At 58.4% G+C, this 26,905-nt stretch carries 23 protein-coding genes and 1 pseudogene; 15 read left to right on the top strand and 9 right to left on the bottom strand.

Annotated features, from left to right (window positions below; all coding sequences use genetic code 11):
• The first annotated feature begins 352 nt into the window (after positions 1–352).
• Entirely contained in the window at positions 353–967 is a 615-nt protein-coding gene (locus NKH23_RS20415) for a transposase (RefSeq protein WP_502909202.1), read from the top strand.
• A 114-nt stretch (positions 968–1,081) separates the two neighbouring features.
• Here the strand turns inward: NKH23_RS20415 and NKH23_RS20410 are convergent, their stop codons facing one another.
• Positions 1,082–1,219: a helix-turn-helix transcriptional regulator gene (locus tag NKH23_RS20410; RefSeq protein WP_502909204.1), complete on the bottom strand. Its 138-nt coding sequence runs from the start codon at positions 1,217–1,219 to the stop codon at positions 1,082–1,084.
• A 12-nt stretch (positions 1,220–1,231) separates the two neighbouring features.
• Here NKH23_RS20410 and NKH23_RS20405 point away from each other — a divergent pair, with 12 nt between their 5' ends.
• Entirely contained in the window at positions 1,232–2,761 is a 1,530-nt protein-coding gene (locus NKH23_RS20405; protein ID WP_352718896.1) for a lipopolysaccharide biosynthesis protein, read from the top strand.
• Positions 2,762–2,970: 209 nt separating this feature from the next.
• Positions 2,971–3,108, top strand: coding sequence for a hypothetical protein (locus NKH23_RS20400; protein ID WP_352718895.1), 138 nt, complete (start codon positions 2,971–2,973; stop codon positions 3,106–3,108).
• 823 nt (positions 3,109–3,931) lie between these two features.
• On the opposite strand, the gene NKH23_RS20395 is transcribed toward NKH23_RS20400, so the two are convergent.
• Positions 3,932–4,153 (bottom strand): hypothetical protein, encoded by a 222-nt coding sequence (locus tag NKH23_RS20395; RefSeq protein WP_352718905.1) that lies wholly within the window; start codon positions 4,151–4,153, stop codon positions 3,932–3,934.
• On the opposite strand from NKH23_RS20395, the gene NKH23_RS20390 reads away from it, so the two are divergent.
• Positions 4,049–5,089 carry a glycosyltransferase gene (locus tag NKH23_RS20390; RefSeq protein ID WP_352718904.1) on the top strand — a complete coding sequence of 347 codons (1,041 nt, stop codon included), beginning with the start codon at positions 4,049–4,051 and terminating at the stop codon, positions 5,087–5,089. The two genes, NKH23_RS20395 and NKH23_RS20390, sit on opposite strands and share 105 nt — an antisense overlap.
• A gap of 254 nt (positions 5,090–5,343) precedes the next feature.
• Here NKH23_RS20390 and tnpC read toward each other — a convergent pair.
• From tnpC to NKH23_RS20355, 7 genes and pseudogenes are all read right to left on the bottom strand, one after another.
• Positions 5,344–7,007 (bottom strand): annotated as a pseudogene (gene tnpC / locus NKH23_RS20385) (IS66 family transposase).
• Between the two features lie 14 nt (positions 7,008–7,021).
• Positions 7,022–8,899 carry a Wzz/FepE/Etk N-terminal domain-containing protein gene (locus NKH23_RS20380; protein WP_352913669.1) on the bottom strand — a complete coding sequence of 626 codons (1,878 nt, stop codon included), beginning with the start codon at positions 8,897–8,899 and terminating at the stop codon, positions 7,022–7,024.
• 479 nt (positions 8,900–9,378) lie between these two features.
• Positions 9,379–9,660 carry an exopolysaccharide production repressor protein gene (locus tag NKH23_RS20375; RefSeq protein WP_352718892.1) on the bottom strand — a complete coding sequence of 94 codons (282 nt, stop codon included), beginning with the start codon at positions 9,658–9,660 and terminating at the stop codon, positions 9,379–9,381.
• Positions 9,661–10,006: 346 nt separating this feature from the next.
• Positions 10,007–10,861 (bottom strand): sulfate ABC transporter permease subunit CysT, encoded by an 855-nt coding sequence (gene cysT, locus NKH23_RS20370; protein WP_352913666.1) that lies wholly within the window; start codon positions 10,859–10,861, stop codon positions 10,007–10,009.
• Between the two features lie 103 nt (positions 10,862–10,964).
• A complete protein-coding gene (gene cysN / locus NKH23_RS20365) occupies positions 10,965–12,866 on the bottom strand; it encodes a sulfate adenylyltransferase subunit CysN (RefSeq protein WP_352718903.1) in 1,902 nt (633 codons plus the stop codon).
• Positions 12,866–13,813: a sulfate adenylyltransferase subunit CysD gene (cysD, locus tag NKH23_RS20360; protein WP_352718889.1), complete on the bottom strand. Its 948-nt coding sequence runs from the start codon at positions 13,811–13,813 to the stop codon at positions 12,866–12,868. The genes cysN and cysD overlap by 1 nt, the downstream gene beginning before the upstream one ends.
• A gap of 84 nt (positions 13,814–13,897) precedes the next feature.
• Positions 13,898–14,167, bottom strand: a complete 270-nt coding sequence (locus NKH23_RS20355) for an inositol monophosphatase family protein (RefSeq protein WP_352718902.1) — start codon at positions 14,165–14,167, stop codon at positions 13,898–13,900.
• Between the two features lie 152 nt (positions 14,168–14,319).
• Here NKH23_RS20355 and NKH23_RS20350 point away from each other — a divergent pair, with 152 nt between their 5' ends.
• The 11 genes from NKH23_RS20350 (at position 14,320) to NKH23_RS20300 (ending at position 26,903) form a co-directional block, all read left to right on the top strand.
• Positions 14,320–15,726 carry a polysaccharide biosynthesis/export family protein gene (locus NKH23_RS20350; RefSeq protein WP_353035254.1) on the top strand — a complete coding sequence of 469 codons (1,407 nt, stop codon included), beginning with the start codon at positions 14,320–14,322 and terminating at the stop codon, positions 15,724–15,726.
• Positions 15,727–16,162: 436 nt separating this feature from the next.
• The gene (locus NKH23_RS20345; RefSeq protein ID WP_502909201.1) at positions 16,163–17,413 is read left to right on the top strand and encodes a glycosyltransferase family 2 protein; all 1,251 of its coding nucleotides are present in this window, start codon (positions 16,163–16,165) and stop codon (positions 17,411–17,413) included.
• Entirely contained in the window at positions 17,410–18,381 is a 972-nt protein-coding gene (locus NKH23_RS20340) for an NAD-dependent epimerase/dehydratase family protein (RefSeq protein WP_352706280.1), read from the top strand. Before NKH23_RS20345 ends, NKH23_RS20340 begins: the two co-directional genes overlap by 4 nt.
• Before the next feature lie 59 nt (positions 18,382–18,440).
• Entirely contained in the window at positions 18,441–19,373 is a 933-nt protein-coding gene (locus tag NKH23_RS20335; RefSeq protein WP_352718886.1) for a glycosyltransferase family 2 protein, read from the top strand.
• Positions 19,370–20,362 carry a glycosyltransferase family 2 protein gene (locus tag NKH23_RS20330; protein ID WP_352718885.1) on the top strand — a complete coding sequence of 331 codons (993 nt, stop codon included), beginning with the start codon at positions 19,370–19,372 and terminating at the stop codon, positions 20,360–20,362. The genes NKH23_RS20335 and NKH23_RS20330 overlap by 4 nt, the downstream gene beginning before the upstream one ends.
• Complete coding sequence (locus NKH23_RS20325; RefSeq protein WP_352718884.1) at positions 20,346–21,446, top strand: Gfo/Idh/MocA family protein; 1,101 nt, start codon at positions 20,346–20,348, stop codon at positions 21,444–21,446. Before NKH23_RS20330 ends, NKH23_RS20325 begins: the two co-directional genes overlap by 17 nt.
• A complete protein-coding gene (locus tag NKH23_RS20320; RefSeq protein WP_352718883.1) occupies positions 21,443–22,540 on the top strand; it encodes an NAD-dependent epimerase/dehydratase family protein in 1,098 nt (365 codons plus the stop codon). Before NKH23_RS20325 ends, NKH23_RS20320 begins: the two co-directional genes overlap by 4 nt.
• Complete coding sequence (locus NKH23_RS20315) at positions 22,537–24,099, top strand: glycosyltransferase (RefSeq protein WP_352718882.1); 1,563 nt, start codon at positions 22,537–22,539, stop codon at positions 24,097–24,099. Before NKH23_RS20320 ends, NKH23_RS20315 begins: the two co-directional genes overlap by 4 nt.
• Positions 24,096–25,097 carry a polysaccharide deacetylase family protein gene (locus NKH23_RS20310; protein ID WP_353035250.1) on the top strand — a complete coding sequence of 334 codons (1,002 nt, stop codon included), beginning with the start codon at positions 24,096–24,098 and terminating at the stop codon, positions 25,095–25,097. Before NKH23_RS20315 ends, NKH23_RS20310 begins: the two co-directional genes overlap by 4 nt.
• The gene (locus NKH23_RS20305) at positions 25,090–25,968 is read left to right on the top strand and encodes a glycosyltransferase family 2 protein (protein ID WP_352718880.1); all 879 of its coding nucleotides are present in this window, start codon (positions 25,090–25,092) and stop codon (positions 25,966–25,968) included. The genes NKH23_RS20310 and NKH23_RS20305 overlap by 8 nt, the downstream gene beginning before the upstream one ends.
• Entirely contained in the window at positions 25,965–26,903 is a 939-nt protein-coding gene (locus NKH23_RS20300; protein ID WP_353035248.1) for a glycosyltransferase, read from the top strand. The genes NKH23_RS20305 and NKH23_RS20300 overlap by 4 nt, the downstream gene beginning before the upstream one ends.
• The last annotated feature ends 2 nt before the right edge of the window (positions 26,904–26,905 follow it).

The raw sequence follows: 26,905 nt of genomic DNA, 5'->3' as shown, positions 1-26,905 counted from the left end.
CCCCGACCAGCTCCGCCGATCACCCGTTGCTCAACCCGCGCCATACGGCGTAAAACCCGCCGAGGCTCTAACTGCAGCCGGATGAAAATTCAGTGGCAGGTCAAGCTCGGGCACGTCGCGCTCGATGGCACCACGATCAAGGCGAACGCGTCGAAACACAAAGCGATGAGCTATGAGCGCATGAAGAAGCGGGAAGCGGAGCTCACGGCCGAAGTCGACCGCTGGCTGGCCGCCGCCGAGGCCGCCGATGCGGAGGAGGACGAGCTGCACGGCACGAAGCGCGGCGATGAGATGCCCGATTGGGGGCCGACAAGGAGAGGCGGCTTGCCAAGATCCGCGCGACAAGGCCGAGTTGGAGGCAGAAGCGAAAGCCGCCGCCGCGGCGGAGGAGCGGCGCCGAGCCGAGGCCGAGAAAAGGCGCATCACCGAAGGTCGCAAGAAGAACGGCAAGACACCAGTGCCACCCTCCGCCGCGCCCGACGCCAAAGCACAACGCAACTTTACCGATGCGGCCAGCCGCATTCTTCTGACCAAGGACGGTTATATCCAGGGCTACAACGCGCAAGCCGCTGTCGACGCCAAGGCCCAGGTCATCGTCGCGCCCCGGCTCACCACCAGCATGAGCGACCACCGTCAACTGGTCGGCCTGATCGACGGCATTGAGGCCAATCTCGGCGCCAAACCGAAGAAAGCATCGGCCGATAGCGGTTATCTGAGCGAGCTGAACCTCCAGGCCTTGGCCGATCGCGAGACCAGCGCTTACATCGCAGCCGGACGAGCCAAACACCCCGCCGAAGGCAAACGAAAGATCAAGGAACCGCTCACCCAGGCCATGCGGGACAAGCTCAAGCGGGCGGGATGGCGAAGCAGGTACAGGCTCAGAAAGCAAATCGTCGAGCCAGTGTTCGGACAGATCAAGCAAGCAAGGGGGTTCAGGCAGTTCTTGTTGCGGGCATCGAGAAGGTGAGCGCCGAATGGGCGATAATCTGCACCGCCCACAACCTCACAGAGCTCGCCAACGCCGTCTAAGCCGGTTATCGTTCATGAAACGGCCCGACGCCAGGACTAACTGGACAGGCTCCTAGTCTAGCCCATCGCGGGATGCGCGCCGGGGCTCACGCACCCAAACTTCAACCTCTCCAAGATCCCAGGCCACACATCGGCTAGTCAGATGGAAACGGCGAGGAAAAGGTAGTAAGCATTCGGATGCGTCAGACAGTGGAGCCGGATCTTGAGTAAGTCATCCGAGATCACCTCGAAATCGCTTTCTGCTCGATCACTTTCCGGGCTTGCCTGGGTGTCGTCAGGGACTCTGATCTCTTCTTTCCTGCGGGTAGGGGTCGTCGCCATCTTGGCGCGCCTGCTGGCGCCGGAAAGCTTTGGTGTGGTCGCCGCGGTGCTGGTCGTTTGTGCTTTTGTCGAAGTGTTTGGACAGATCGGAGTCGCTCCCGCTCTGGTGCAGATGGACGAAGTCGGGCAGGAGGACGTTGCGACCGCGCTCGCCATCAGCCTAAGCCTTGGCCTTGCCGCCGCGGGAGCGATCATCTTCAGCGCTGCCTTGATAGGGCAAGGGTTCAATATGCCGGAGATCGTAAAGCCGCTGCGGTTGGTCGCACTGATCTTTCCGCTGCGAGCACTGGGCATGGTCTCGAGTGCGCTGGTCCAGCGTGCGCTTAAGTTCCGAGCGATGTCATTGATCGATCTTAACGGCTACGTCTTCGGCTATACGCCAGTGTCGATTGCGCTCGCCTATTATGGTTTTGGCTATTGGGCGATGATCTGGGGTTATATCGCGCAGACCGCGGTGTCGAATGTCGGCTACATCTTGAACAGCCCGCACTCCTTTCGCCTTTCCTACAGCCACGAGTCGGCGCGAAAGTTGTTGCGTTTTGGTGGCGGCATCACCCTTGCACGCATCGCCAGTTATATAGGAATGAACGTGGATTATTTCGTGGTCGGCCGTTTTCTGGGCCCCGCTGCGCTGGGCTACTATTCGCGTGCATTCTACCTAATGCAGCAGCCGACCAAGCTTATTGGCAACGCCGCTGACCAGGTTCTGTTTCCCATTTTCTCGTCGATCAAGAAGGAGGAGGCGCGGATCGTTCGCGTCTATTATCTCTGTACGGCCGTAGTCTTCGTGCTGTCTTCCCTCGCCTCGTTCAATTTGTTCTTACTCTCCAGCGAGTTTGTCAATGTATTGCTCGGTAATGCTTGGGCGAGCGTCGTACTCCCATTTCAGCTCTTCTGCCTGTCAATGCCTTTCCGCATCGCCTGGAAGACAAGTTCGACGCTCATCAGGTCCAAGGGCGCCATCCTGCAACTTGTTCTATGGCAGTTGTTTTACGCTTTTTCCGTCTTGGTCGCAGCGCTCATTGGGAGTTCTTGGGGCATCAATGGTGTCGCGATGGCAGTCAGTATCGCTATGGTACTCAACTATTGGGCGAGCGCGGCTGTACTGGCGACGCTCTATCCAGTCCGCCTCGTCAAAGAGGCCTTTGTGGTCATGAAGGCGTTGGGTGTAGCAGCTTTGGCAGCTTCCTGCACTTGGGCCATACTTTTACTGCCGGGTATTCGCGAAGCCGATGGGCTCTATCGCCTTGTCATTGGCGGGATTATGTGTGGCTTGGAATTGGTCATCGTCATGCTCTCCCTGGAACTGGTGTTTCCTGAGGAGGGACGTTGGCTCAAGGAGAGGCTCGGTATCACGAAGTACTTGCCAGCATCGCTTCGCTCTCTTGGCCTACAAAGGCGCTCTCGCTGATGGCCTCCTACCGTCGTCCCCGACAACATTTGTTTGGCTGGAACGAAAGATTTCTGACAAGATCAAAGAGGATATCCGCTTCTTGAGGTCTGATCGGCGCCCTTGCAACAATAGTGTGAGCGAGGCCTAAAGGCCGCCTTGCGCACCTCTCTAGTTGGGCAGGATGATTGCCACTCTTTCAGCGAGGTAGCCGGTGTCGTAACCTGGCGGTGCTGACCCAGAAAATCCTGGAGCAAAGCTGGCATTCTGGTGCGTTGTTTGCCTTTCGAGGCAAGCGCGGCGATCTGGTGAAGTTGCTCTGGCAGCGCGGGATCGTGCGGTATAGGCGCCTTTCGATTTGCCTTTGACGGGCTGCAGGCGATGATCTTGCGGTCTGCCATGGCGGTTCGGAACCGGTCGGCGTCGTAGCCCCTGTCGCCGAGCAGGGCTTTGGACCTGGGCAAGGCATCGAAACGGCATGATCGGAGAGGACCACAAGATCGACGGCAGCATGGGGCCTATTTCCTGGGAAGGCTCACCGGAACCAGTATCTCACTAACCAGCATTGTCGACGAATATCGGGGCGCTCAACGCTAGTACCGGGAATCCCTAATGACTGTATGAGGACACCGTCGGGCAGCGACTTAATTTTCCCTTCCCCTTGTGCGGCTGTTTGGACTGGAAACATCGCGAACAGATGTGCGAGGACATCGCGAATAGTTTTGCGCGTTTTGCGCGAGGGGGTCGGGACGCCATTCGGAGACAACAGCGCGATGGAAAAGAAACTGGAATCGAAGCGCCACTATCGCGAAAGGTCGAACCATTTCTACTACGCCACAGGCCATCTCGTCCGCCGCGTTAAGCAGCTCTGTCCCCGTCCGCTCCATACGCCTGTGCAAGGCTGGCGGCAAGTCCGTCGCCCTTGGCCCGGCTGCAACAGACGGCGTCTTCGACGGTTCAGACATCAGAAAATGGAAACCATGGACTTCAATACCCTCTCTCGATAGAATGGCAGACTGGTCGTGAGGTCCCCGAAAGGCTGTTCGCGATGTCTCCGGTCCAACATGGGCCCTCGTTTTGGGGAGGCATTAAGGGGTTGCGAGGTCTCTTAAGGCGGGTAAGAACTGAGAGATCTTCCGACCTGCACCACCCTCACCACAAACGGAGGAGAATCCACACAGGGTCAGGCAGTTATTTGCGATAGTTGATACGAGGTGCAAGATAATCGGAGCGCTTCACTGTCACATGCGAATTCTTTACTTCATCAACGGATTCGATCCCGGTGGCGCCGAGCATGGGCTGCTCACCTTGCTGCAAGCAGGATTTTTCAGCGGCCACCAGCTGAAGATTCTCGCCTGTTGCCGCGGTCGCGGGTCTCTTGCCGATCAAATCGCCGCACAGATCGGAGAGCACAATCTTATCCTGACTTCGCAGAGTGAAGAGCCTTCCTTGCGCACCTTCGTGGGCACGTTCTTTGTAATATTGCGCCTCATCCGGGAGTGGCGGCCGGATATGGTTGCATTGTCGCTCAAACAGGCCAATCTCGTGGGACGGCTTGCTGCGATGTTTGCTCCTCGGCTGCGCTGCGTTTCATTCGAACACACCGCCCGCTACCGCTCCCGGCGCGCCGCAGCCGTTTATGGCCCTGTGCTCAAGGCGCTGTCCTGGCGCGTCGACGAAATCTGGGCTGATTGCGACAGTACGCTGCAGGAGACGCAAGCATACTTCCTGCCGCGCAGGCGCCGGTCGCATATCGTGCCTCTGTTTTGCTCCGATGAGGCTTCCAGCCACAAGCGCGATTACGCGCTTCACACACCCTTGCGCCTTGCTGCTGCCGGACGGCTTATCCCGCTGAAGAACTTTGACCGCCTCATCGAGGCCATCCGAATGCTCCAAGACCGCGGCGTTTCTGCAAGCCTCGATCTTTACGGCGACGGGCCGGAACGGCAGGCGCTTTCGCGCAAGGCGGATGAGCTCGGCATTGGAGATCGCGTGCATTTCCGTGGCTATGTCGCGCGCTGGTTCGAGCTAGCCTGTGATCGTGACATGTTCATCAATCTGTCCGATACGGAAGGGTTCTGCATCGTCGTCGCCGAGGCGATGCTTGCCGGCCTTCCGGTGATCGCGACCGACGTCGGCGGTATCCGGGATTACGGCAAGGATGGAGAGAATATGCTGAAGCTTACTGTTCCCTCAGCGGAGATGGCGGTGACGCAAGCACTGGTGTTCGGGGGCGATGAAACGCTCCGCAAGAAGATCGGAATGCAGGCACGACAGGATATGCTGCAGGCCTATTCGCAGGGTGCTTTGCGTGTCCGCGCTACGGCGGTGTTGGGTGGCGGAATGTAAGGACCGGAAAAGGACTGGCGACCAAGATAGCCGGGCCGATCATGAATTCTGACGGCTCCGCATCTCACCTGTTCGACATGGTTCTCGACCTGGCCCTTCTCCCAGCCCGATGCCAGCGCGCAGGCCACCGGCTGGAGGAAGCGACGATTGTATTGCTGGTCCTTGCCGACGAACACCGTACGCATACGACGAAGGCCGCATGATTGGGACACGCGCGTGCGCGCGGCGGGCTCTATGATGGCGATGCGTGAAGGTCAGGCGGCCTGCTGATCGGCGGCCTTGTCGGCTTCGCGCAGGCGCTTCCATTCCCAAGGCAGTAGTTCGTGCAGACGCGAAGCGGGAAGATCAGCAATGCGGGCCAGGACATCGGCGAGCCAGGCTTTTGGGTCGACGTCGTTGAGGCGTGCCGTGGTGATGAGGGTAAGCATAACGGCGGCGCGGTCGGCGCCGCGCTGGGAACCGGCGAAGGTCCAGTTGCGCCTTCCCAGAGCAATGCCACGCAGCGCTCTTTCGGCCGCGTTGTTGCTGAGGCAGATTCTGCCGTCGTCGATGAAGCGGGCGAAGTCGGCCCAGCGCCTGAGCATGTAATTGATTGGCTTCAGGACCTCGGAAGAGCGCGAGAGGGTATCGCGCTCGCGGAGCAACCAGGCGTGCATGTCGTCGAGAAGTGGTTAGCTCTTCTCCTGCCGCACGGCATACCGCTCGGCAGCGCTGCGGCCGTTGATGGCGCGCTCGATCTCGAACAGTGCGTCGAGGCGCCTGACCGCCTCCAGCGCGATCGGGGAGATCGGTTTGCCCTTCTTGCCATCCCGGGCCTTTTTCGCGATGTCGGCCAATTCGAAGAATCCTCGCCGCGCATGGGCGTAGCAAAAGGCCGGCGTGATCGGCTGCTCCTTCCGCTGCGGGTCGAACAGCGGCTCGAAGCCACTGTAACAGTCGCACTGAAGGATGCCGGCGAACCCGGCCAGATGCTTCTGAGGACGCTCGCCGCGCCGGTCGCTCAAGGCGTAATAGATCGCCGCCGGCGGCGCAGGCCCGGCGAAGGGACGGTCATCGCGCGTATAGGTCCATATGCGCCCGGTCGCGCACTTGCCCTTCGCCAGGATGCGAATGGTGGTGTCGTCGCCATGAAGGCGCTCGGCCGCGAGCACATGGCGCTCGATCAGCTGGAAGAGCGGCATGACGGCGAAGGTTCCGTGGCCGACCTGATCGGCCAGCGTCGACAGCGGCAGCTCGATCCCCTCGGCCTTGAAGCGCGCGCTCTGGCGGTTGAGTGGAGCATGCATGCCGAACTTGTCGAACAGGATTGTCGCCAGCAGTTGGGGACCGATGAAGCCGCGCGGCGTGACATGGAACGGCGCCGGCGGCTGGGTGATCTTCTCGCAGTCGCGGCAGGTAAACTTTTCGCGCACCGTTTCGATCAGCTTGAAGCGGCGCGGGATCTCCTCCAGCGTCTCGGTCACGTCCTCGCCCAGCTTGGACAGCCGGAATCCGCCGCAGCAGGCGCAGGCGGTGGGAGGCTCGACGACGACGCGCTCGCGTTCGATAGTCTCTGGCCAGGGCTTACGCGCACTGGTCGCTTGCGCGCGAAGGCGCGCACGCTCTGGGTCTTCGCCGCCGCAGCGGCCGCGGCAAGCTCATCCTCGCTCGCCGCGGTCACGAGGTCTTCGAGCTGAAGTTCCATCTGCTCGATCAGGCGCGCCGTGCGTTCGGAACGCTGGCCGTATTTCTCGCGCTTCAGCTTCTCGATCATAAGCTGTAGATGTGCAATCAGCGCCTCGGTATCCGATAGTTTCGCCTGCGCGCTGGCAGCCACCGCTTCGGCTTGTCGGCGTGCTTCGCGTTCAGCCCGCAGTGCCGCCAGGGCACTCGCGAGGTCCGAAGGAAGATCATCCGGCTTCAACGTAAGACAAAACAATGCTTGCTCCACAACTAAGTCTGGTAATACTGACTATAACGTTCACTGTAAAATTCGGCACTGCCGAACTTTTGATACAGCTTGATTCTTTTGAGATCGACCTTGTTAAGCAGAACGCCAATACATTTATCCGCAAGGATCGGATTGTTGTTGAGGCTTTCGCGCACGAATGTACGAGCGGTCACGCCCCATTCAACAACCAGAATAAGGCCGTCGAGGTGCTGGACAAAGGACCTCACGTCCGCGACTGGAGCCAACGGGGGCAAATCAACGACGACGTAATTGAACGTAGAGCCCGCCTTGAGCAGAAAGTCGCCCATTTTCTCGATAGGCTGCACGGTCTTTGCGAGCTTTTGTTGGCTCTGGTTCACGCCGGGCAGGAACCGCAATGGCAATGACTGATGGGCCAGCAAATCTCTCGCGTTGAACTGTCCAGCCAACAAGTTGGCCAGGCCTCGTTCCCAGCCGTTGGCTAACATAGGGGACAAGCCCGGATTGTGGATGTCGGCATCGATCAACAGCGTCCTACAATGCTGCATAGCGAGAACCATCGCAAAATTAGCCGCGACCAGCGACTTCCCTTCTCCCGGGAGGCAGGAAACGATGCCGATCGCCTTGGTGCTCTTCCCTGGTAACTCGACATCAACGGCGACTTTCACCGTTCGCATCGTTTCAGCGAATTCCGAGCGCGGATGTTGCTCTACCCAGTTGAAAGCGCTGTTCCCCACCTCGATGAATGACGGCTCTTCGGTCGCACGATCACGCTTGTTTCGGCGAATTGGCTTTCCGTCCAGCAACGGGATCATTCCGAGCGTGTCAAGTCCGAGCTCATCGCGCACTTGACCCCTCGTGCGGAAAAAGCGCTCCCGGTACTCTCGAATTCCGCCCACACCGGCGCCAATCATGCCGCCGAGCACGACGCAGACCGCCAACGAAAGACGGCTGTTCGGAGAACTCGGGCTGCTGGGGTATGGTGCCTCCGAGATAACCCGCGCCTCCGTCAACGCCATCGAAAGGTTCTGCAGGCTCGCTTGGTACTGCTGCAGGACCTGTTCATATTGCGACTTGAGAGAGGACGCCTCAAGTTCGAGCTGGCTCAAGGTAACCAGCGTTTCCTTGGTCAGCGTATTGTCTGTTCGGAACCTGTGGACTGCGAGCTCGGCGTCGACCGATCGCTTCCGCACTGTCTCGAGCTCTTCCGCCAGTGCACTGCGAGCTCGGATAATCGACTCATCTTTGGCTCCGACTTGGTCAGAGATATAGATTTCCGCATACTTATTGGCTATTTTTTGCGCCATTTCAGCGCTAGGCGACCAAAATTGGACTTGCAGAATGTAAGAATCGCCTACACGCTCTACCGTTATATTTTCAGCCAGAATGTCAAATGCCTGCCACCGAGGATCGGGTCCTCGCGCCGCACTCGATTTCACCGGCGCTCCGCTTTCGTCGGAACTGCCGATGAATGACCGCACGACCCGAGCGACCGATCCTGTGAGACTGTTGAGCAACGAATACGGCGCTGACAAGAAAGGGCGATTGGTAGCAAGACCGAGGCTGTCAACGACCTTTAGCCCGATGCGGTCGGAACGCAACAATTCGACCTGGCTCAGCATCATCGGGTCAAGCTGGGTGGAGCTTCCGCTCTCTGTTAACTTCGTCACGACGGAGGGCTGGTTCTTGTCGATCAGGATTCTGGACGTCGACTCGTACAAGGGCACCTCGACCCGAAGATACGCCAGCCCCAGCACAAGGCCTACGAGAGCGCATGTAAGGACGAACCTCAACTGCCGTCGCGCTGCCGCCACGAGTGTTTCGAGATCAATCGTTGCCGACTGAGGATCGCCAAATATGAAGGCAGAATCCGGGTGCTGATTTTCAACTTCGCGGAGCATAAGCCTTCAAACCCGTGGGATGAAACTGGCAGCGTATCGCTAGTGACAAATACTATACCACATTGTCTGACTGTCTCGAAATTCAGTATCGACGCCGGGGGAGTCGCTCCTCGCCAAAGACGCAAAATCTTAACCTCGGATTGCAATAAATGAAACTCACGCGGCCCATGCTGTCTGCAATTCCGCTACACGTCATGCGATCCAATTAAAGGAAGAAATCGGGTCGTATTGCCAAATGGCAAAACATCTGAGCAAGAGATTCCGGGCCTAGGTTGAGCCTGTCCTGCGGAAACAGGGACGTCGATTGGAATGACTCGTCGATCACCGCCGCGCGATATCGATCACCGTAAGAGTTCTGGGCGCATTTGGCGCCTCGCGGAACGCCTCTCAGGTGCCCGAATAAGACAGGTTGCAGTCACATTTTGTATCGTGATGTGGGGTGTCATCCTGCTGATCGTCCTAATCTAAACAGCCAGAGCCTATAAAGGCGGAGAGTGGTCCACCTTATTCACTAAGTGGCTCGGCAGTTGCTCCCTTTCGGACTCATCGCGTGGGGTATTTGGCTTCGGAATCACGGATTCTTTGGAGACCGAGCGCCACACTAGCAGCATGACAGCAACAAAGTACCCAATCTGTATCAAGACCCCACAAATTAACGTTTGGACAAACGTACTCCAGAGCGAGGCGGTAAGCAAATATATACTGATGGCGAATGCCACCAGTACTATGATAAGGCCGCGCAAAAAAAGCAAAAAGGACATCGCCGTCCCACTCGCAGCCGCTCGCGTGACGCGCTCCGTGGCTATTCAGCCCTCAGCGCGTTAACCATCATAACATATCGGAACGGGTCAGAGCGATCAAATATTAGGAGATGCGAATAAAAACGCACCCTAACCTTTGCCAGGACGCTTTCGGCGGATATGGCGGCCGCGCCTCATGCGACCAATGCCACTCAGGCCTTCCTTCTTGTGCTCGCGCAGATGGCCAGCGTTTCGACCAAATGGCCGAAGCCCTTGCTCGATGCCTGGTCGACCATGAGCAGGTAGCGCGCGACCGGTCGCTCGCTGGTCGGCGGTGTCGCTCCCGATCGGCCATGCGATGGCCACGTCAGCCATAACGCTTGCGGCTCCATGACTGCGCCAGGTTGACGATCAAGAGCATCAAGAATGACAGCACCATCATGATCGCTGCAATCGCGGTTGCCGCCGGATAGTTGTATTCCTCCAGCCGGATGATGATCAGCAGTGGCGCGATCTCGGATTTGTAGGGCAGATTGCCGGCGATGAAAATGACCGAGCCGTACTCGCCGACACCGCGTGCGAAGGCCAGTGCAAAGCCGGTGATGATGGCCGGCGCGAGGCCCGGAAACAGGATGCGGGTGATGATCTGAAAACGGCTGGCGCCAAGCGTGGCGGCGGCTTCCTCCACCTCCTTGTCGATCTCCTCCACGATCGGTTGGACAGTGCGCACTACGAAGGGCAAGCCGATGAAGACCAGCGCAATGACGATGCCGAGCGGTGTATAAGCGACCTTGATCCCGAGCGGCGCCAGCAGGCTTCCGATCCAGCCATTCGGTGCATAAAGCGTGGTCAGCGCGATGCCGGCCACCGCCGTCGGCAGCGCGAAGGGCAGGTCGACCATGGCATCGACGATGCGGCGGCCGGGAAAGCTGTAGCGCACTAGCACCCAGGCGACGATCGTGCCGAAGACGACGTTGATGGCGGCGGCAATGAAGGCTGTACCGAAGCTGATTTCAAGCGCGTTGATGGTACGGCGATCGGTGACGATCGCCCAGAAGTCGGTCCAGCCGAGCGCCGCCGAGCGCCAGATCAGCCCGGACAGGGGAATGAGGATGATGAGCGTGAGGTAGGCAAACGAGAAGCCGAGCGTCAATCCGAAACCCGGAATGACGCTCGGCTGTCTGAACCGCCACCGCGCGGCGACGGCGCGAGCGATCGTCATGATACCCTGTTGCCCATTGGGTCAGCTTGCAGATCTGGTCGAAGATGCCTTCTTCCCCCAAGTGATAGCGCCGGACGTGTGGCACTTGGCTGAAAAGCGCGGTTCATCGGTCGATGTAGCCGTGATGCGCGAGATAGTTGATAACCTGTTCGGCCAGCTCCTCCGACGCGCTCACCCCTGCCGCCAGCACAATTTCCGGCGACTCTGGCTCTTCATAGGGGCTGTCGATGCCAGTGAAGTTTTTAAGTCGACCTAGACGCGCACTCTTGTACAGTCCCTTTGGATCCCGTTTCTCGGCCACGTGGAGAGGTGTACTCACGAAAATCTCGACATACTCTCCCGCAGCAAATAGCTCTCGGGCCATTTTGCGCTCGGCCCGGAACGGCGATATGAACGACGCCAAGACAATCAAGCCGGCGTCGACCATTAATTTCCCCACCTCACTGGCGCGCCGCAGGTTCTCGACACGGTCCGCATCCGTGAAACCAAGGTCACGGTTGAGGTCGTGGCGAACGTTGTCACCGTCGAGAAGATATGTGTGCCGCCCCATTGAGACGAGGCGCTTTTCTACCAGGTTAGCAATCGTTGACTTGCCCGCCCCCGAAAGACCGGTAAACCACAAGATGACCGGTTTCTGACCTTTCAGGCGCGATCGTATGGCTTTGTTTATCTCCACTGCCTGCCAATGAATATTGGATGCCCGACGCAGGGCGAAAACAATCATTCCGGCACCGACCGTCTGATTTGACAGCCGATCAATCATGATGAAACCACCCATAACGCGGTTGGACGAATACGGCTCGAACGCGATCGGCTCCTGCGTCGACAGGTTAAGTGCGCCGATCTCGTTTAGGTGGAGCGTCTTGGCCGCCAATTTTTGAAACGTATTCACGTCGACCTTGTACTTTATCTCCATCACGCTTGCACCCACAGTGCGCGAGCCAATCTTGAGATAATAGGTCCGCCCTGGGATGAGCTCGTCGTCGCTCATCCAGATCACGTGGGCCGAAAACTGATCAGAAACCTCGGGGCGGCTGGCAGCTGCACAAATGATGTCACCACGCGAAACATCTATTTCGTGTTCCAGAACCAAGGTAATCGCTTCGCCAGCCGCCGCCCATTCGTGCTGGCCGTCATAGGTGATGATTGACCTGACCCTGGACGTGCAACCGGACTGTGCGACAACGACTGGATCCCCAACGTTGACCACGCCACATGCGATTGTTCCCGAATAACCACGGAAGTTCAAATTCGGTCTATTGACCCATTGCACCGGCAACCGGAATGGGCCGGCTGTTTCATCGCGGACCACATCGACGGTTTCGAGGTGCTCGATGAGCGTCGGCCCTTCATACCACGCCAACCTGGCGCTCCGCTCCGCCACGTTGTCGCCAAAGCGTGCCGACATCGGAATGGAGAGTATCGTTTTGAAGCCAAGGTCCGCGGCGAAAGTCTGATAGTCAGCGCCAATCCGATCAAAGGCCTTCTGGGAGTAATCCACCAGGTCGATCTTGTTGATTGCGGCAACGAGGTGCTTGATCCCAAGCAGCGACGCGATGAAAGTATGGCGGCGTGTCTGCGTGAGGACCCCCTTCCGCGCGTCAATGAGAATGACGGCAAGGTCGGCATTCGACGCCCCGGTCGCCATGTTGCGCGTGTATTGCTCATGGCCAGGCGTGTCAGCGACAATGAACTTGCGGCGATGGGTCGAAAAGAATCGATAGGCGACATCGATGGTGATGCCTTGTTCACGCTCCGCTTCCAGACCGTCCACCAGACGCGCGAAATCGATGTCATCTCCAGTTGTTCCGTGCTTACGAGAATCGCGTCTCAGACCCGCGAGCTGATCCTCAAAAAGCAGTTTGGCATCGTAAAGCAGGCGTCCGATCAGTGTCGATTTTCCGTCATCGACACTTCCGCACGTCAGGAAGCGAAGCAGGTCCTTGCTTTCATGGCGCTCCAGGTACTGGCTGATCGCTGCGGGGTCTATCGGTATCGCGTTTATCAGAAGTATCCCTCCCGCCTCTTTTTTTCCATCGCCCCTGACTCGTCGTGATCGATTAGACGCCCAGAGCGCTCGGACGTTCGAGCAAACAGCATCTCGTAGACGATCTCCGCAACCGTCGACGCATCCGATTCAATTGCGGCGGTCAGCGGGTAGCAACCCAAAGTGCGAAAGCGCACCATTCTCATTTCCGGTATTTCGCCGGGCTCAAGCGGCAGCCGGTCATCATCGACCATTATCAGCACGTCCTGGCGCCACACGACCGGACGCTTGGCCGCGAAATAGAGCGAAACGACGGGAATGTTTTCCTTCAGGATGTACTGCCAAATGTCGAGCTCGGTCCAATTGGAAAGAGGGAACACACGGATGGACTCCCCATGACGAATCCGCCCGTTGAAAACGTTCCAGAGTTCCGGGCGCTGGGTCTTCGGATCCCAGTTGTGATTTTCCGTTCGAAAGGAAAAGATGCGCTCCTTGGCTCGGCTTTTCTCCTCATCGCGTCGAGCCCCGCCAAACGCTGCGTCGAATTTGTACTTGGTTAAGGCCTGCTTGAGTGCGTCGGTTTTCATAACGTTTGTGTAAGTGGAAGAGCCGTAAGTGAACGGGTTGATCCCTTCCTTCAAGCCCTGCATGTTGGTATGGACGATCAGATCCATGCCCGCGCACTCGGCAGCATCGTCACGGAACTGAATCATCTGCTTGAACTTCCAAGTCGTATCGACGTGAAGTAGCGGAAAGGGCGGGCGCGACGGAAAGTACGCCTTGAGCGCCAAATGCAACATTACCGACGAGTCTTTGCCGATCGAATAGAGCATTACCGGGTTTTGAAATTCCGCCGCCACCTCGCGGAAAATGTGGATTGACTCTGCCTCAAGTCGCTTAAGGTGGGTCAATCTTCCGTTGGAGACGAACGGGGTTCCATTCGTGGCCACCATATCGTGCAACATCTCACGCTTTCCCTCTTCACGATCCTCCATCGACAGAGCGAGGCGTGCTTTCCATCCGCGGCGTGCTCGTGGAGCAATCGGGGACTACACCGAGCCTCTGAGCCCAATTTTTCCGACGTAGAATTCTGCGTCGCCGTAAGCGACAAGATTTGCGAAATTGACATCTGATCGTTGGCGCCCCCTTGTTGTAGGTCCCTCGAGATTAACGACGATGCCACCAGCAACTCGAAGGACTGCGTCGCCAGCCGCCATGTCCCACTCCATGGTTCTGCCTGGCCGGGGATAGGTGTCCGTCTCACCTGCCGCTACACGCCAGAGCTTCAGCGATGGCCCTGCGGGAACGGCGCTAACCATATGGTCCATTATGTCGATCCCGTCCAAACTCTTCCGCCTGTGCGACTTTTGTACCGAGCTTTACCTGCGATAAATGAGGCATATCGGCGACACTCGCTGTGACCGCGGACACAGTGAACTCGATATTTTCATGACAGGTTGGAGCAGCTGATATGCTGCTCGATCCGCAACTGCTCGATCCATTAAATGCGTTGCGACAAGGGGCTGAATTGGTTGGTTATGTGTATGACTGTCAGCCGTTCGAACACACGAGAGCGCGAATGTTGAATAGATCGGTGCGCTGGCGAGCAGGCAGCTGCGCCGCGCTCGCATGCTTGTTACTCTTGTTCGTCTACGCGAATCTGTCGAATGGCCCTGCCCTAGCACAGGAGTACAACGTCGACGAGTACCGTCTGCAGACTGGCGACGTGATCGGCTTCGCGGTCATAGGCTATCCCGAGATGCAAAAGCGAGCTGTGATCGACCAGAGCGGTATAATTGTGTTGCCGGTCTTGGGCCCCCTAAAGGTTCGCCAGAAGACAATAGAGGATGTTCGCAAGGAGGTAATCGAGGTCCTAAAACCGAAGTCCCTTCCGCAACGATCCGCTGACGGCACTGAGAATTGGACCGGGTTCTATCCAGATCAGATTATAGTCGATATTGAGGAATACCGACCGGTCTATATCGACGGGGACATTGCCTCTCCTGGGACTCAGGCCTTCCGACCAGGAATGACTGTCCGACAAGCTGTGGCTGCTGGCGGCGGCTATAAGCTCGGTCGCGGCGAGGTTGAAAACCCTGAACTGACAGTAGCGGACCTTGGCGGCCGCCTCTACGTTCTGCGCATCAAGTATCAGGAAAGCCAAATCAAGGCTGCTCGCATAGAGGCGCAGCTGAGCGGCGCCAGGGCGATCGAGGTTCCGGACGCAGAACGTGACCCGAGCCTCGAACCCCGTCGCGACGAAGCTTTGCAGCAGGAACAGAAGCATCTTGAAGCTCTTTATGTGGATCAGGAGAAGGAGGGCGCTTCAATCAAGTTGGCCACGACCAAGGCGGCGGAACGGATGGGCTACCTGAAGGAGCAGCAGAAGGCGGATCGAGCTGGCGCGGCAGCGGATGCGGCTGAACTTGATCGCCTCAAGAAGCTCTTCGAAAAAGGTCTGATCCAGATCACCATGATCAACGATGCTCAACGCGCAGTGCTCTTGTCGGCGACCCGCGCTTTGCAAACCAACGCTGAGATCTCTCGACTTGAACGCGACCAAGGGGAATTGCAGCGCAGCCTTGAGAAGCTTACTGACCAGAGTCGAATTAACCTGTTGGCTGACTTGCAGACTGAAAGCGCGGCGATGATGGAAATGCGCGCTGAGATGGATTCATTGGCCAAACAAATCGCCTACGTGAGGCAGCTGCGCAGCGACCTTTTGGCCGAAGGGGGCCGCCGGGTTATGATGGGTGTAACCCGTTCCAATGACGGAAAGGCAGCGACGATCGAGGCGACCGAAGATACTCTGCTCGCTCCGGGTGACACCATCACAATTACGCTACAGGCCCCACCAGGAGCGGCGGTCGCGAACTAACTGATTAAATATTGTTACGGCGTTCATCGTCACACCTCCCCTGCCAGACGGAGGACGAAGCCCGCGAGCTGCTGCCGGCGCCGGAGCACTTGAAGTGGACGACGGCCCGGGACTTGGTTCCACCTTTTTACGCGGAGATAGAGCCCACCGCCGTCGCTATATCGGTTTCAGCTCCTTGGCGCGAATAGTAGTTTCGGCTAATATATGCGTGAACGACCGATCCCAGCAACTCTGTGCCGAGGTTGCGGCGGATAGCAGCAACGAAGAATGCTGAAAAGCAAAGAGATTCAATGGTTTTTTTTGCGGACGCCTGCACACACCAACGGAGAAGGGTTTGGATGACACTCCGTCCGTCAATCTCTCGTCAGGTCTCTGCGAACTTCAGGCTGCCTGATTGTCTAATTGATATCTCGTCCAAAAATCATTTCTGGCCAATATGGGGGCGATCGCAATTCTCTTCCTTCGGGCGCGACTAGGGATGGCGGATTTGCCGGGCAATTCACAGCACTCTGCCCACACGCTCGTGGCGGTTATCATCCCTGCCTACAACGCGGAGCCATTCATCGAGCGTACCTTGGCGTCCGTGCTCGCCCAAACGCATGAAAATATGGAAATAATAGTCGTTGACGATGGTTCGACCGACGCAACAGCATCGATCGTTCGACGACTGGCTGATGGCGACGGGCGCATCAAATTGCTCCAACAGAAGAATGGTGGCGTCGCGTCGGCGCGGAATGCGGGGGTGCGGGCAAGCAAAGGCATCTTTATAGCGCCTGTAGACGCCGATGATCTCTGGCACCCGACCAAGCTCGAAAAGCAGCTGCGTGTTTTCGCTGCGGCTGGCAATGATCTAGGGCTTGTCTACACACTTTACCGGACGATTGACGCCGATGATATGGTGATCATCACGCCGAAGCAGACGCACCCAAATGGATGGGTGTTCATGCAGCATCTCGGAAAAAATTTCATCGGCAACGGCAGTTCGGTGATGTTTCGGCGCGATGTTCTCTTCGAAATGGGTGGCTACTCCTCGCGACTGCGCGAGAGCGGTGCAGAGGGTTGCGAGGACTTCTTCATCCAACAGAGCATTGCCTCCAAATACCGTTTCGGCGTCGTTGAGGAGCATCTTGTCGGATACCGCCGAACGCCAGGGAATATGTCGGCAGATTTCGTGCGAATGCTCATCTCGCGTCGGATGGTGCTCGAGAGCGTACTTGCCCGCTGCACAGAGGCGGTGAAGCCGGTCCTGCTGGATGCGATCTTCCGCACCGATGTCGAGATTGCCAAGCTTGGGCTGGTGACGCGCCGATTTGCTGCTGTCGCCAGGAACTGCACCAAAATGCTCTGGCGATCACCTGTGCAGTTCGCGAAACTCGTTGCCGCATTTGCGGCCATTTTCCTGCGCGAGGTGAAGCGAGCACTTCCCCAACCGGAAAGCGAGGACCGCAGCTCAGGGGAAAACGGCTCGGAGATCGGAAGAAATTTTTGGAACTACTCTATTCATGAGTTTGCGGATTCCGCCGAGAAAGCCGACTACCGCGTGGTGCTCAGCAATCTTGCTGTAATGGACGAGAAGCTTGGACCAAGCGGAGCCTATTTGACGCGGCTTCCCGAAGAAGGGACGCTTGCAATGCCCAACGAGGACACGAATTCGGACAGCCTATGTCCCCTTCGAGACATGAGATGAAGAAGCTGTTGCTGGCTGGAGGAGCAGGATTCATCGGGTCGCACCTGGTCGACCGGCTTCTCAAAAGAAACGATTTGGACATGCTGGTTGTGGTCGACAGCCTATGGACCGGCAGAGCAGAAAACGTTGGTCATATCCGAGATCAACGCCTAGTGCTGGTCCGCTCCGAGGTGGAGCATTTCAAATCCGATTTCCAATTCGACGAGATCTTTCATCTTGCCTCGCCCGCGTCGCCGCCGGTCTATATGCGGGAGCCCGAGCGTACCGTCTCAGCAAATCTAATTGGCGCTATGCGGCTCTTGAAGCTGCTCAAAAAGGATGGGCGAATCTGCTTTGCGTCGTCCTCGGAGGTTTATGGAAATCCGTTGGTCAACCCGCTGCCCGAGACGTATCGGGGGTCAGTGGACTGTACGGGCCCGCGCTCTTCCTACGACGAAGGCAAGCGCTGCACCGAGGCGCTCCTCTTCGAAAGCAACCGTGTCCGCGGCGTCGATGTGCGGGTTGCCAGGCTCTTTAACGTCTACGGCCCGCGCACCCGAGCCGATGATGGGCGTGCTGTTTCCAACTTTATCGCCAATGCGTTGGCCGGCAAGCCGATCGTTGTCCATGGTGATGGTCTCCAAACCCGCAGCTGGGGTTATGTCGACGATATTGTCGATGGGCTCGAACGGCTGTTCTGGCTGGAGAACTTCAATCATGTGGGAGCAGTCAACGTAGGAAACGACCGGGAAATTTCGGTGCTTGAGATCGCGCAGTATGTTGCGGGCCTCATTCCCGGAACGACCATTGTTCATGGTGAGCCGGCGCCGCAGGATCCGACCAACCGGCGTCCTGACCTGACCCTATGCCGAAGAATCCTGCCGGGGTGGTCGTGCAAAGTGCCCTATGAAGAGGGTCTCGTGCGCACATTGCGCTGGTTTGAGGCCAATGGTGGAATTGCGGAAATGAGGGCAACTCACGCGATCTAGAGCCAGCAATGATCGGCGTGATCTGAGATAGGCGGGCGGCATGCACTGCGGAGCGGAAGGTGAATGAGTCAACGGTTCGCGTGACCGTCCTTATTGTCACTTACAATCACGCACGCTACGTGGCGGCTGCAATCGACAGCGCTCTCATGCAAGAGGCCGATTTCGGTGTCGAGATATTGATCAGTGAAGACTTTTCGACCGACGGAACCCGGAAGATTGTCGAGCGATATGTTTCCAACCATCCTGAAAGGCTGTCGGCGATCTATTCCGGCAGTAATGTGAGATCGAACGAAGTCGTCGCGAGAGGACTCCGGATGGCGCGTGGGCGCTACGTCTCGATCCTCGATGGCGACGACCTGTGGACATCCACGACCAAGCTGAAAGATCAGGCGGCCCATCTCGACGCGCACCCGGAACTCTCCGCAATATTCTACAATGCAGTCGTGGCGGATGGCGATGAGTTCACATCGACGCGGTGGACGCGGGCGGACCAGAAACCCATCGTGACGCAAAGGGATATCTGGGAAGGCAATCCTTTCGCAACTTGCGCCGGCATGATGCGAACCGCGTGCGTTCGAAATGTGCCGTGGTGGTATGCTGATTTCTTTCCGATTACTGACTGGCCGCTGTATGTGCTTTGCGCAAGGACAGCAGATCTCGCTTTTGTCGACGAGATAGCAGGTGTCTACCGTCTGCATCCGGGCGGACTCATATCGGCACTGCCAAACCGACCCAAGCTGGACGCGATCGAAGGATTCTACCGGCGCATGGCGCAGGTCATGGACACGCAGGGGGCAAATTCTGCCCGCGGCGGCTGCTCCCGCTACTTCTATGAATGGTCAATGCGGTATCTGGTAGAAGGCGATTTGCCATCGGCCAGATCGTGCTTCCTGCGGAGCCTTCGCAGCGGTGGTATCGGACGTGACGTGGCCAAACGCGACATTGTCAGGTTGGGGCTGCACCTGCTGAAGTCCTCGGTGCTCCAGAGATGACGGCGATCCGTGACTTCGAGTATCGCGATCCGATCTCGCCGTTGCCACGGAAGGCTGCTCGCCCGAAATGGTCAGTGATGATCCCCGCCTATAACTGCGCCTGCTTTCTTGCCGCAACGCTGGAAAGTGTGCTGGCGCAGGACCCCGGCCCGGCTCAAATGCAAATCGAGGTGGTTGACGACTGTTCCTCCGATGATCCGCAAAGAGTCTTGAATGAAATCGGTGGGAACCGCGTTGGCTTTTTCCACCAGCCGCAAAATTTAGGGCATATCGGCAACTTCCATACCTGCCTGGATCGTGCCCAGGGCGAACTCGTACATCTCCTGCACGGCGACGACGCCGTCCGCCCCGGCTTCTACGAATTGCTCGGACGAGGCTTCGATGCGGACCCGAGTACAGGCGCGGCATTCTGCCGGGCGATCTTCATGGATGCCCACGGACAGGAGCTGTCGATCCCGCCTGTAATGCAGTCAAGCCCCGGACGGCTCGAGAATGCGGCGGTTCGACTGGCGTTGGAACAGCACATCATGACGCCATCAATCGTGGTGCGCCGCGCGGTCTACGAAGAACTCGGCGCCTTCGACCGGCGGCTCAAATGCAGTGAAGACTGGGAGATGTGGGTCCGCATCGCTTCTCAATTTCCTGTCTGGTACGAACCGCAGGCCCTTGCACTTTATCGGATGCACCCCCAATCGAACACAGGGCGCCATATCCGAAGTGCCGAGGACATGGCCTACACGCGAATGGCGATCGATATTTTCAAGAGCTATCTTCCAACCGAGCTTGCGGACGATGTCGCCGCGTCGGCCCGGCGGACCTATGCGCTAAGCGCTCTCGAGACTGCGCGGCGACTGTTCGGCGCCGGCGATTGGGCTGGATGCTTGGCGCAGATGAGCGAAGCGTTCCGCTTCGATCCCTCACTCAAGACAATTGGTCGTATGCTGCGGCTCGTTGCAAGACAGGGAGGCAGGATTGTCCATCCTAGTTGAAACCGAGCAGCGGCCTGCAGGACTCCGGGAAGATGAACCGGTCCGGCTCGTTTTGGCCGGATGTGGAGCCGTCACAAAGCTCTACTATGCGGAAGCGCTTTCACGCCTTCAAAGCAGAGGCCAAGTTGCAGTCGCGGGGATATTCGATCCAGATGCGAAGCAGGCCGCACTCGTTCAGGCGCGACTGCCCTCAGCCAAGGTTGCGGCCAGTTTCGACGGCCTTTTGGCTATGGACGCCGATATTGCGATCATTGCTTCGCCACCTGGATATCACGCTGATCAGTCGACACAAGCGTTGGAAGCCGGGATGCATGTTCTGTGCGAAAAGCCGATGGCCACGAGCAGCTCCGAGGCGGCTCGTATCCTTGCGGCAGCGGCAGCCAACAATCTTCATGTGGCAACAGGGCTCGTCAGAAGGCAGTTCCCTGCGACGCGGTCGATAAAGGCCATGCTGGAGGGCGGAATGATCGGACGGTTACGAAGCGTCAGTTGTTTCGAGGGCGGCTCCTTCCAGTGGCCGGTGGCTTCGATGAGCTATTTCAGCTTCGCGGAGTCCGGTGGTGGTGTGCTTCAGGATATCGGCACGCATTGCCTTGACCTCCTGACCTGGTGGTTTGGAGAACCCGACGAAATCCACTACGCCGATGACGCAATGGGCGGCGTCGAGGCGAACTGCCTTGTCCGGCTGCGTTTTGACGGCTTCGACGCGACGGTCAGGTTGAGCCGGGATTGGGCTCGCCCGAATCTGTACCGCCTTGAGGGCGAACGTGGCTCGATTTCCTGGACAGTCAATGAGACCGAGACTGTCGAGGTCGCCTTGAATGGAAGTCGCACGACAGGCTGCGTTTCCTTCACCAATGCCGACGGCCGGTCGCGCGATTTTGTCGATGCATTTTGCGATCAGATTTCGGGCTTGGTGGATGCGGTCCGAAATGGGGCCCCCCTTTCCGTGCCGGCCAGTGTTGGGCGCAATGTGGTCGATCTGGTCGAAGGATGCTATGCCAGACGGAAACTGATGGACATGCCGTGGCTCGGTCCCGAAGAATTGCTCCATGTCGCTGCTTCCGCCGGGACCAGACAATGACCGGCACTGTTGCAGTGCTTGGCGCCAACGGTTTCATAGGTTGCCGCACCGTGGAGTTGCTGCAACTTTCCGGCTGGGCGAATGTGAGGCCGATCGTTCGCAGGCCGGATGCTTTCGCCAGTCTGTCTCGCTTTGCGATTGACGCAATGGTGGCGGATGCGCGTGATATTCAGGCTCTTACCGCTGCCTTTACGGGCTGTCAGTACGTCGTACATGCAGTTGCCGGTGACGCCCGCACGATCGTCGATGCTATCGAGCCCGTCTATCGTGCAGCCACCGCTGCCGGCGTGCTTCGTCTGATCTATCTCAGCAGCGCTTCCGTTCATGGCCAATCGCCCCCGCCCGGGACGGACGAAACGAGCGCGCTGCATGACGATCAGACGATCGAGTACAACAATGCGAAGATTCATGCCGAACGCCGTCTCGGGCAACTGTCACGCGACGGCGCGGTGCAGGTAGTGGTGCTGCGGCCCGGAATTGTCTTTGGCCCACGCTCCAGTTGGACCGGTGGTTTTGCCGACGAGCTCATTGACGGTTCCGCCTACCTGGTGGATGGCGGTCGTGGCATCTGCAACAGCGCCTATGTCGACAATGTCATTCACGCGATCAAGCTCGCCATCGAAGTGCCCGAGGCCTCTGGGCGAACCTATCTGATCGGAGACCGGGAAGAGATCAGTTGGGCAGATCTTTGCCGACCGATCGCCGAGGCACTGGGGTTCGACCTGGCCGCGATTTCGGCTTCAGCGCCATTGTCATTTGCTCCGAGATGGAAACAAGGACTGAAGGAAAGCCAAGGATATCGGCGGCTTGTCCGAAGCCTGCCAAGGCCTGTTCGCAGCGGACTGAAGGCAGGCTATGCCGAGTGGCGGAAGGCAGGACGCAATGCGACCGGTGCGACTACGGCCCCAACGGTCATGGTATCGGAGGAGCGTGCACTTTTGCACCAGTGCCAGACGAAACTTCCATGGCGCAAGGCCGAGCGTGAGCTCGGATACCAGCCGGCTGTCAGCTTCGAGGAAGCATGTCGGCGATCTGTCGGCTGGTTGACCTTTGCCGGCTACCCGACCTGCCGAAACGGAGCGGGTGAGAGATGACCACCCGCCCCGCTGCATCCAGCGTTTCAGTTGTCATCACCACCTACAATCATGCGCGGTTCCTTGCCGAAGCGATCGACAGCGTCCGCAACCAGACCGTGAAGCCGGATGAGATCATCATTGTGGACGATGGGTCGTCGGACAATCCCGAAAGTGTTGTTCGTCGATATGACGACGTCCACTACATCCGCCAAAAAAACCAGGGTTTGGCCGCTGCCCGTAACACCGGGATGACGGCAGCGCGCGGCGAATTCATTGCCTTCCTGGATGCCGACGACAGGCTGCGCCCGGTAGCGCTGGCCACCAATCTTGCCTTGTTTCACGACAATCCCGATTGCGCGTTGGTCTACGGTGCCTTCCGCTACATCGACGAGGCCGGTGCAGTCAGGAATACTGTACCACTGAGGTCGGTGGGCGAGGATCCGTATGCATGCTTCCTGACCGACAACCTGATTGGAATGCATGCGACGGTGCTCTATCGCCGCAGGACATTGGAAGCCGCCGGCGGATTTGACCGGTCACTGCGGGCTTGCGAGGACTACGACGTCTACCTTCGCCTATCTCGGGCGAACAAGGTGGCCTGCATTCCGGAATACCTGGCAGATTACCGTCGGCACGCAACGAATATGTCGAACAGCAATCCGATGATGTTGCGCGCGGCGCTGAAGGTCCTTCGCCGGCAGCGGGCCGTCGCGCAGACCAATCCGGATTGGGCGGCCGCCTACCGTCAGGGTGTCGAAAAATGGAAGTGCTATTATACGGACAAGCAACTGGGACAGCTTGGTACAGCGCTTCGGTTCCGCTCTTCACTCGCCGGTCAACTCAGCAGCACGATCGCCGTTTCGCTTGCAGCGCCGTTGCAGACCGCTGTGATGCTCCGGCATCGTCTCAGGCGCCGGTCAAGTCGGCACCGCTCGAGCGCCCGGTTCGGTGACCTCGAGCGTACCGTACCCTTCAGCACGGAGTTCGGTTTTGATCGCGGCAAGCCATTGGACCGCCGCTATGTCGAGACTTTCCTCGCGTCCTGTTCGTTGAACATATCCGGAAGGGTCCTGGAGATCGGCGACAACGCCTATACGATGCGTTTCGGAGGCAGTCGGGTTACCGCAAGCGATGTTCTGAACCGTTATAACGGCCACCCGTTGACAACCTTCGTGGGTGATCTGGCGACTAGCGACGATCTGCCGTCCGAGACCTTCGATTGTATCGTACTCACCCAGACCCTGCACCTTCTTTTCGATCTACCTGCTGCAGTCGCAACCCTGTGGCGGATCCTGAAGCCGGGAGGCGTACTCCTGATTACAGTGCCTTGGGTCAGCCCGATTGACAGGGGAGAATGGGGCGAGAGCTGGTTCTGGTCGATAACTCCGGCTGCCCTAAGGCGACTTCTGTCGGACAGGTTCGGGGCGAAGAACGTCGAAGTCAGCCACTATGGAAACGCGTATTCTGCGACGGCCTTCCTCTACGGCCTGGCGGAACATGAGCTGAATTCGGCATTACTTGATGTGCACGACCCCTATTGTCCGGTAATAGTGGCGGCGCGGGCTTTCAGGCGATGAGCGGCGCCGTGACAGCGCGTCAAACTGTCAGCAAATTCCTGCGACGGGGGCGCCTGCTTGCCGGTTTCGGTCGACCTATCGTGCTGATGTATCACCGCGTCGCAGAACCGCTCGTCGATCCTTGGGAACTCGCGGTTTCGCCGCAAAATTTCGCACGCCAGATCGAACTTCTTACGAAAGCGCGGGACATTGTTCCCCTGCAATGGCTGGCGCAACGGCTTGGCGAGAGACGGTCACCGAGAAATGCGGTGGCAATCACCTTTGACGACGGCTACGCGGATGTCCTCCAAAACGCCGTGCCGATCATGCGGCGTATGAACCGTCCTGCGACTGTCTTCGTCACCACCCATGCGATCACCGATCCCTCAGTGTTCTGGTGGGACATTCTATCCCGCATCATTTTGGAGATGCCTGCTCTCCCGAACACTCTGGAGATCGAGATCGCTGGCCGAAACTATGACTGGCGCGTTTGGGAGGACGCAATGCCGGCGGACTCCAATAACGCGATCAACCGCACGACACTCCATTTCGACTTGCACGCACTGCTGAAGCCGTTGAGTGCACACGAACGCGAGAAGGCCCTGGAGCGGCTGGCAAGATGGGCAGGAACCGACGCCAGTCCCCGAGGGCGCGATCGCGCCATGACGCATTCGGAGCTGCGGCAGCTCGCCGACACCGATGGCGTTTCGATCGGCGCCCACACCTGTACGCACCCATCCTTGCCGCTACTGAAACGGGACGATCTTGAACGCGAGATTTCAGGCAGCCGCCAAAAATGCGAGGAGATTACAGGACGGCGGGTGGTGGGATTCGCATACCCGTTTGGAGATTTCGATGGCAGCACCGCCAACGCCGTAAGGTCTGCCGGCATGGACTATGCAGTAACTACCCTGCCGCGCGAAGCTGGGCCTCGCGTCGACCCTTTCCGATTGCCGCGCGTTACGGTCGCCGATTGGGGTGAAGCTGACTTTCGGCGCATGGTGCTATGCCATGGCTGACAATTCAGGCGGACAGCCGCGTGTCACGGCAATTATAGTCGTGTTCAATGGTGAGAGTTATCTCCGGGAAGCTGTTGACAGCATTGTAGGTCAAAGCTTCACCGACTGGGAACTCCTCGTTGTCGACGATGGCTCGACTGACCAGTCGTCCGCCATCATACGCGGTTATGAGCAGCGGCTGCCGGGCAAGGTGCGACTATTGTCTCACCATGACAATGGCAATCACGGTATCAGCGCCTCGCGCAACCGTGGACTGACGGAAGCGCGCGGCGCCTATGTCGCATTTCTCGACGCAGACGATGCATGGCTGCCCGAAAAGCTTTCCGAACAGGTCTCCATCATGGAAAGCGATCCGGCGCTAGGCATGATCTATGGCCGGACTCTGATCTGGCATAGCTGGCAAGAGGCTGCTGACCGCGCGGACTTCTACTACCCGCTCGGCGTCGAACCAGACACCCGATACGAGCCGCCCATGCTGTTTGAGCTGCTGCTTCAGAACGAGGCCCAGACGCCGACACCTTGCAATGCCCTGATGCGTTCAAGCTTATTCGCAACGCTTGGGGGGTTCGAGAACAGCTTTCGCCTGATGTTCGAGGACCAGACGTTCTTTGCCAAGGCGCTCGCATTCGCGCCCGCCTATGTGTCCGGCCGGACCTGGGCAAAATACCGCCAGCATTCTGAAAGTTGCTCTGTTGCCTGCGCTGAGGCAGGCACTGTCGAGGCCGCGCGTATCACGTTTCTCAAATGGCTAAATCGCACAATGGCGGATAAGGGCGCCTCTTTCCGCATTCGTTCAGCAATCTGGAAAGCGCTTGCGCGCGAGCGCCGCAAGGTGATCAAGCGAAGTATCAAAGGATGGCTTCGGCGATGACTTCCCTACCGCGAGTGACGATCATAACCCCCTTCCTCAATGCGGAGGCAACTCTGGGCGAAGCGATCGCTAGCGTCCAAGCCCAGACAGTTGCGGACTGGGAGCTTTTGCTGGTCGACGATGGCTCGACGGATGACAGTGTCAGGATCGCCAATGATGTTGCAGCAACCGATCCTCGGATCAAGGTGCTGAACAGGCCTCCCGGATCCAAGCGTGGCGCGGCGGCAGCGAGAAACGCCGGAATAGAGGCCGGCAGCGGCGATTTGCTTGCCTTCCTGGATGCAGACGATCTGTACGAACCGCATATGCTCCGGACGGTTCTGGCGGCAGCCGATGCCAACCCGGAAGCCGCAATGATCTTCGGGCCGACGAGATGGTGGTATCCAGACGGTGAGCGCCCCGACTGGATCGAGCCGACGGACGGGCTTGCCGGCCGTTTGCATCAGCCCCCGCGGCTTCTAAGGCGACTTCTGCTGATCCAGAACGGTCACGTTCCGTGTACCTGTTCGGTGCTCTTGCGGAGGAGCGCGGTCAGCACGGTCGGCGGCTTTGAGGAGCGCTTCGATCTCTATGAAGACCAAGCTCTGTGGGCGAAGCTATTCCTGCGTCTTCCCGTCTTTGTTACGCCTGTAACTCTGGCACGCTACCGGCAGTATTCCGGTTCGACATCGGCGGCGGCGGCTGAGCGAGGGGTCTACGACCACATGGGGAAACACCCTGCCCGCGCTGCATTCCTCGACTGGGTCGCGCAACATTTGCAGGAAAGTGGACTGCGAGGCTTCCACGTCCGATGGACGCTGCGGCTGGCGCGTGCGCCCTACGTCGCGCCGCCGACGATTGGAAGCAGGGCCGACCGGCTTATCCTGAAGATCATGATGTGGACAGCAAAGCAACGGCGCCTGATTCGGCGTAAACTCGTGCGTGCTTCAGTTTGAAA

This window comes from Mesorhizobium sp. M1328 (assembly GCF_040318075.1).
Classification (GTDB): Bacteria; Pseudomonadota; Alphaproteobacteria; order Rhizobiales; family Rhizobiaceae; genus Mesorhizobium.
Note: the sequence above shows the minus strand (reverse complement) of the source record. Positions and strands in the feature narration are given on the sequence as shown.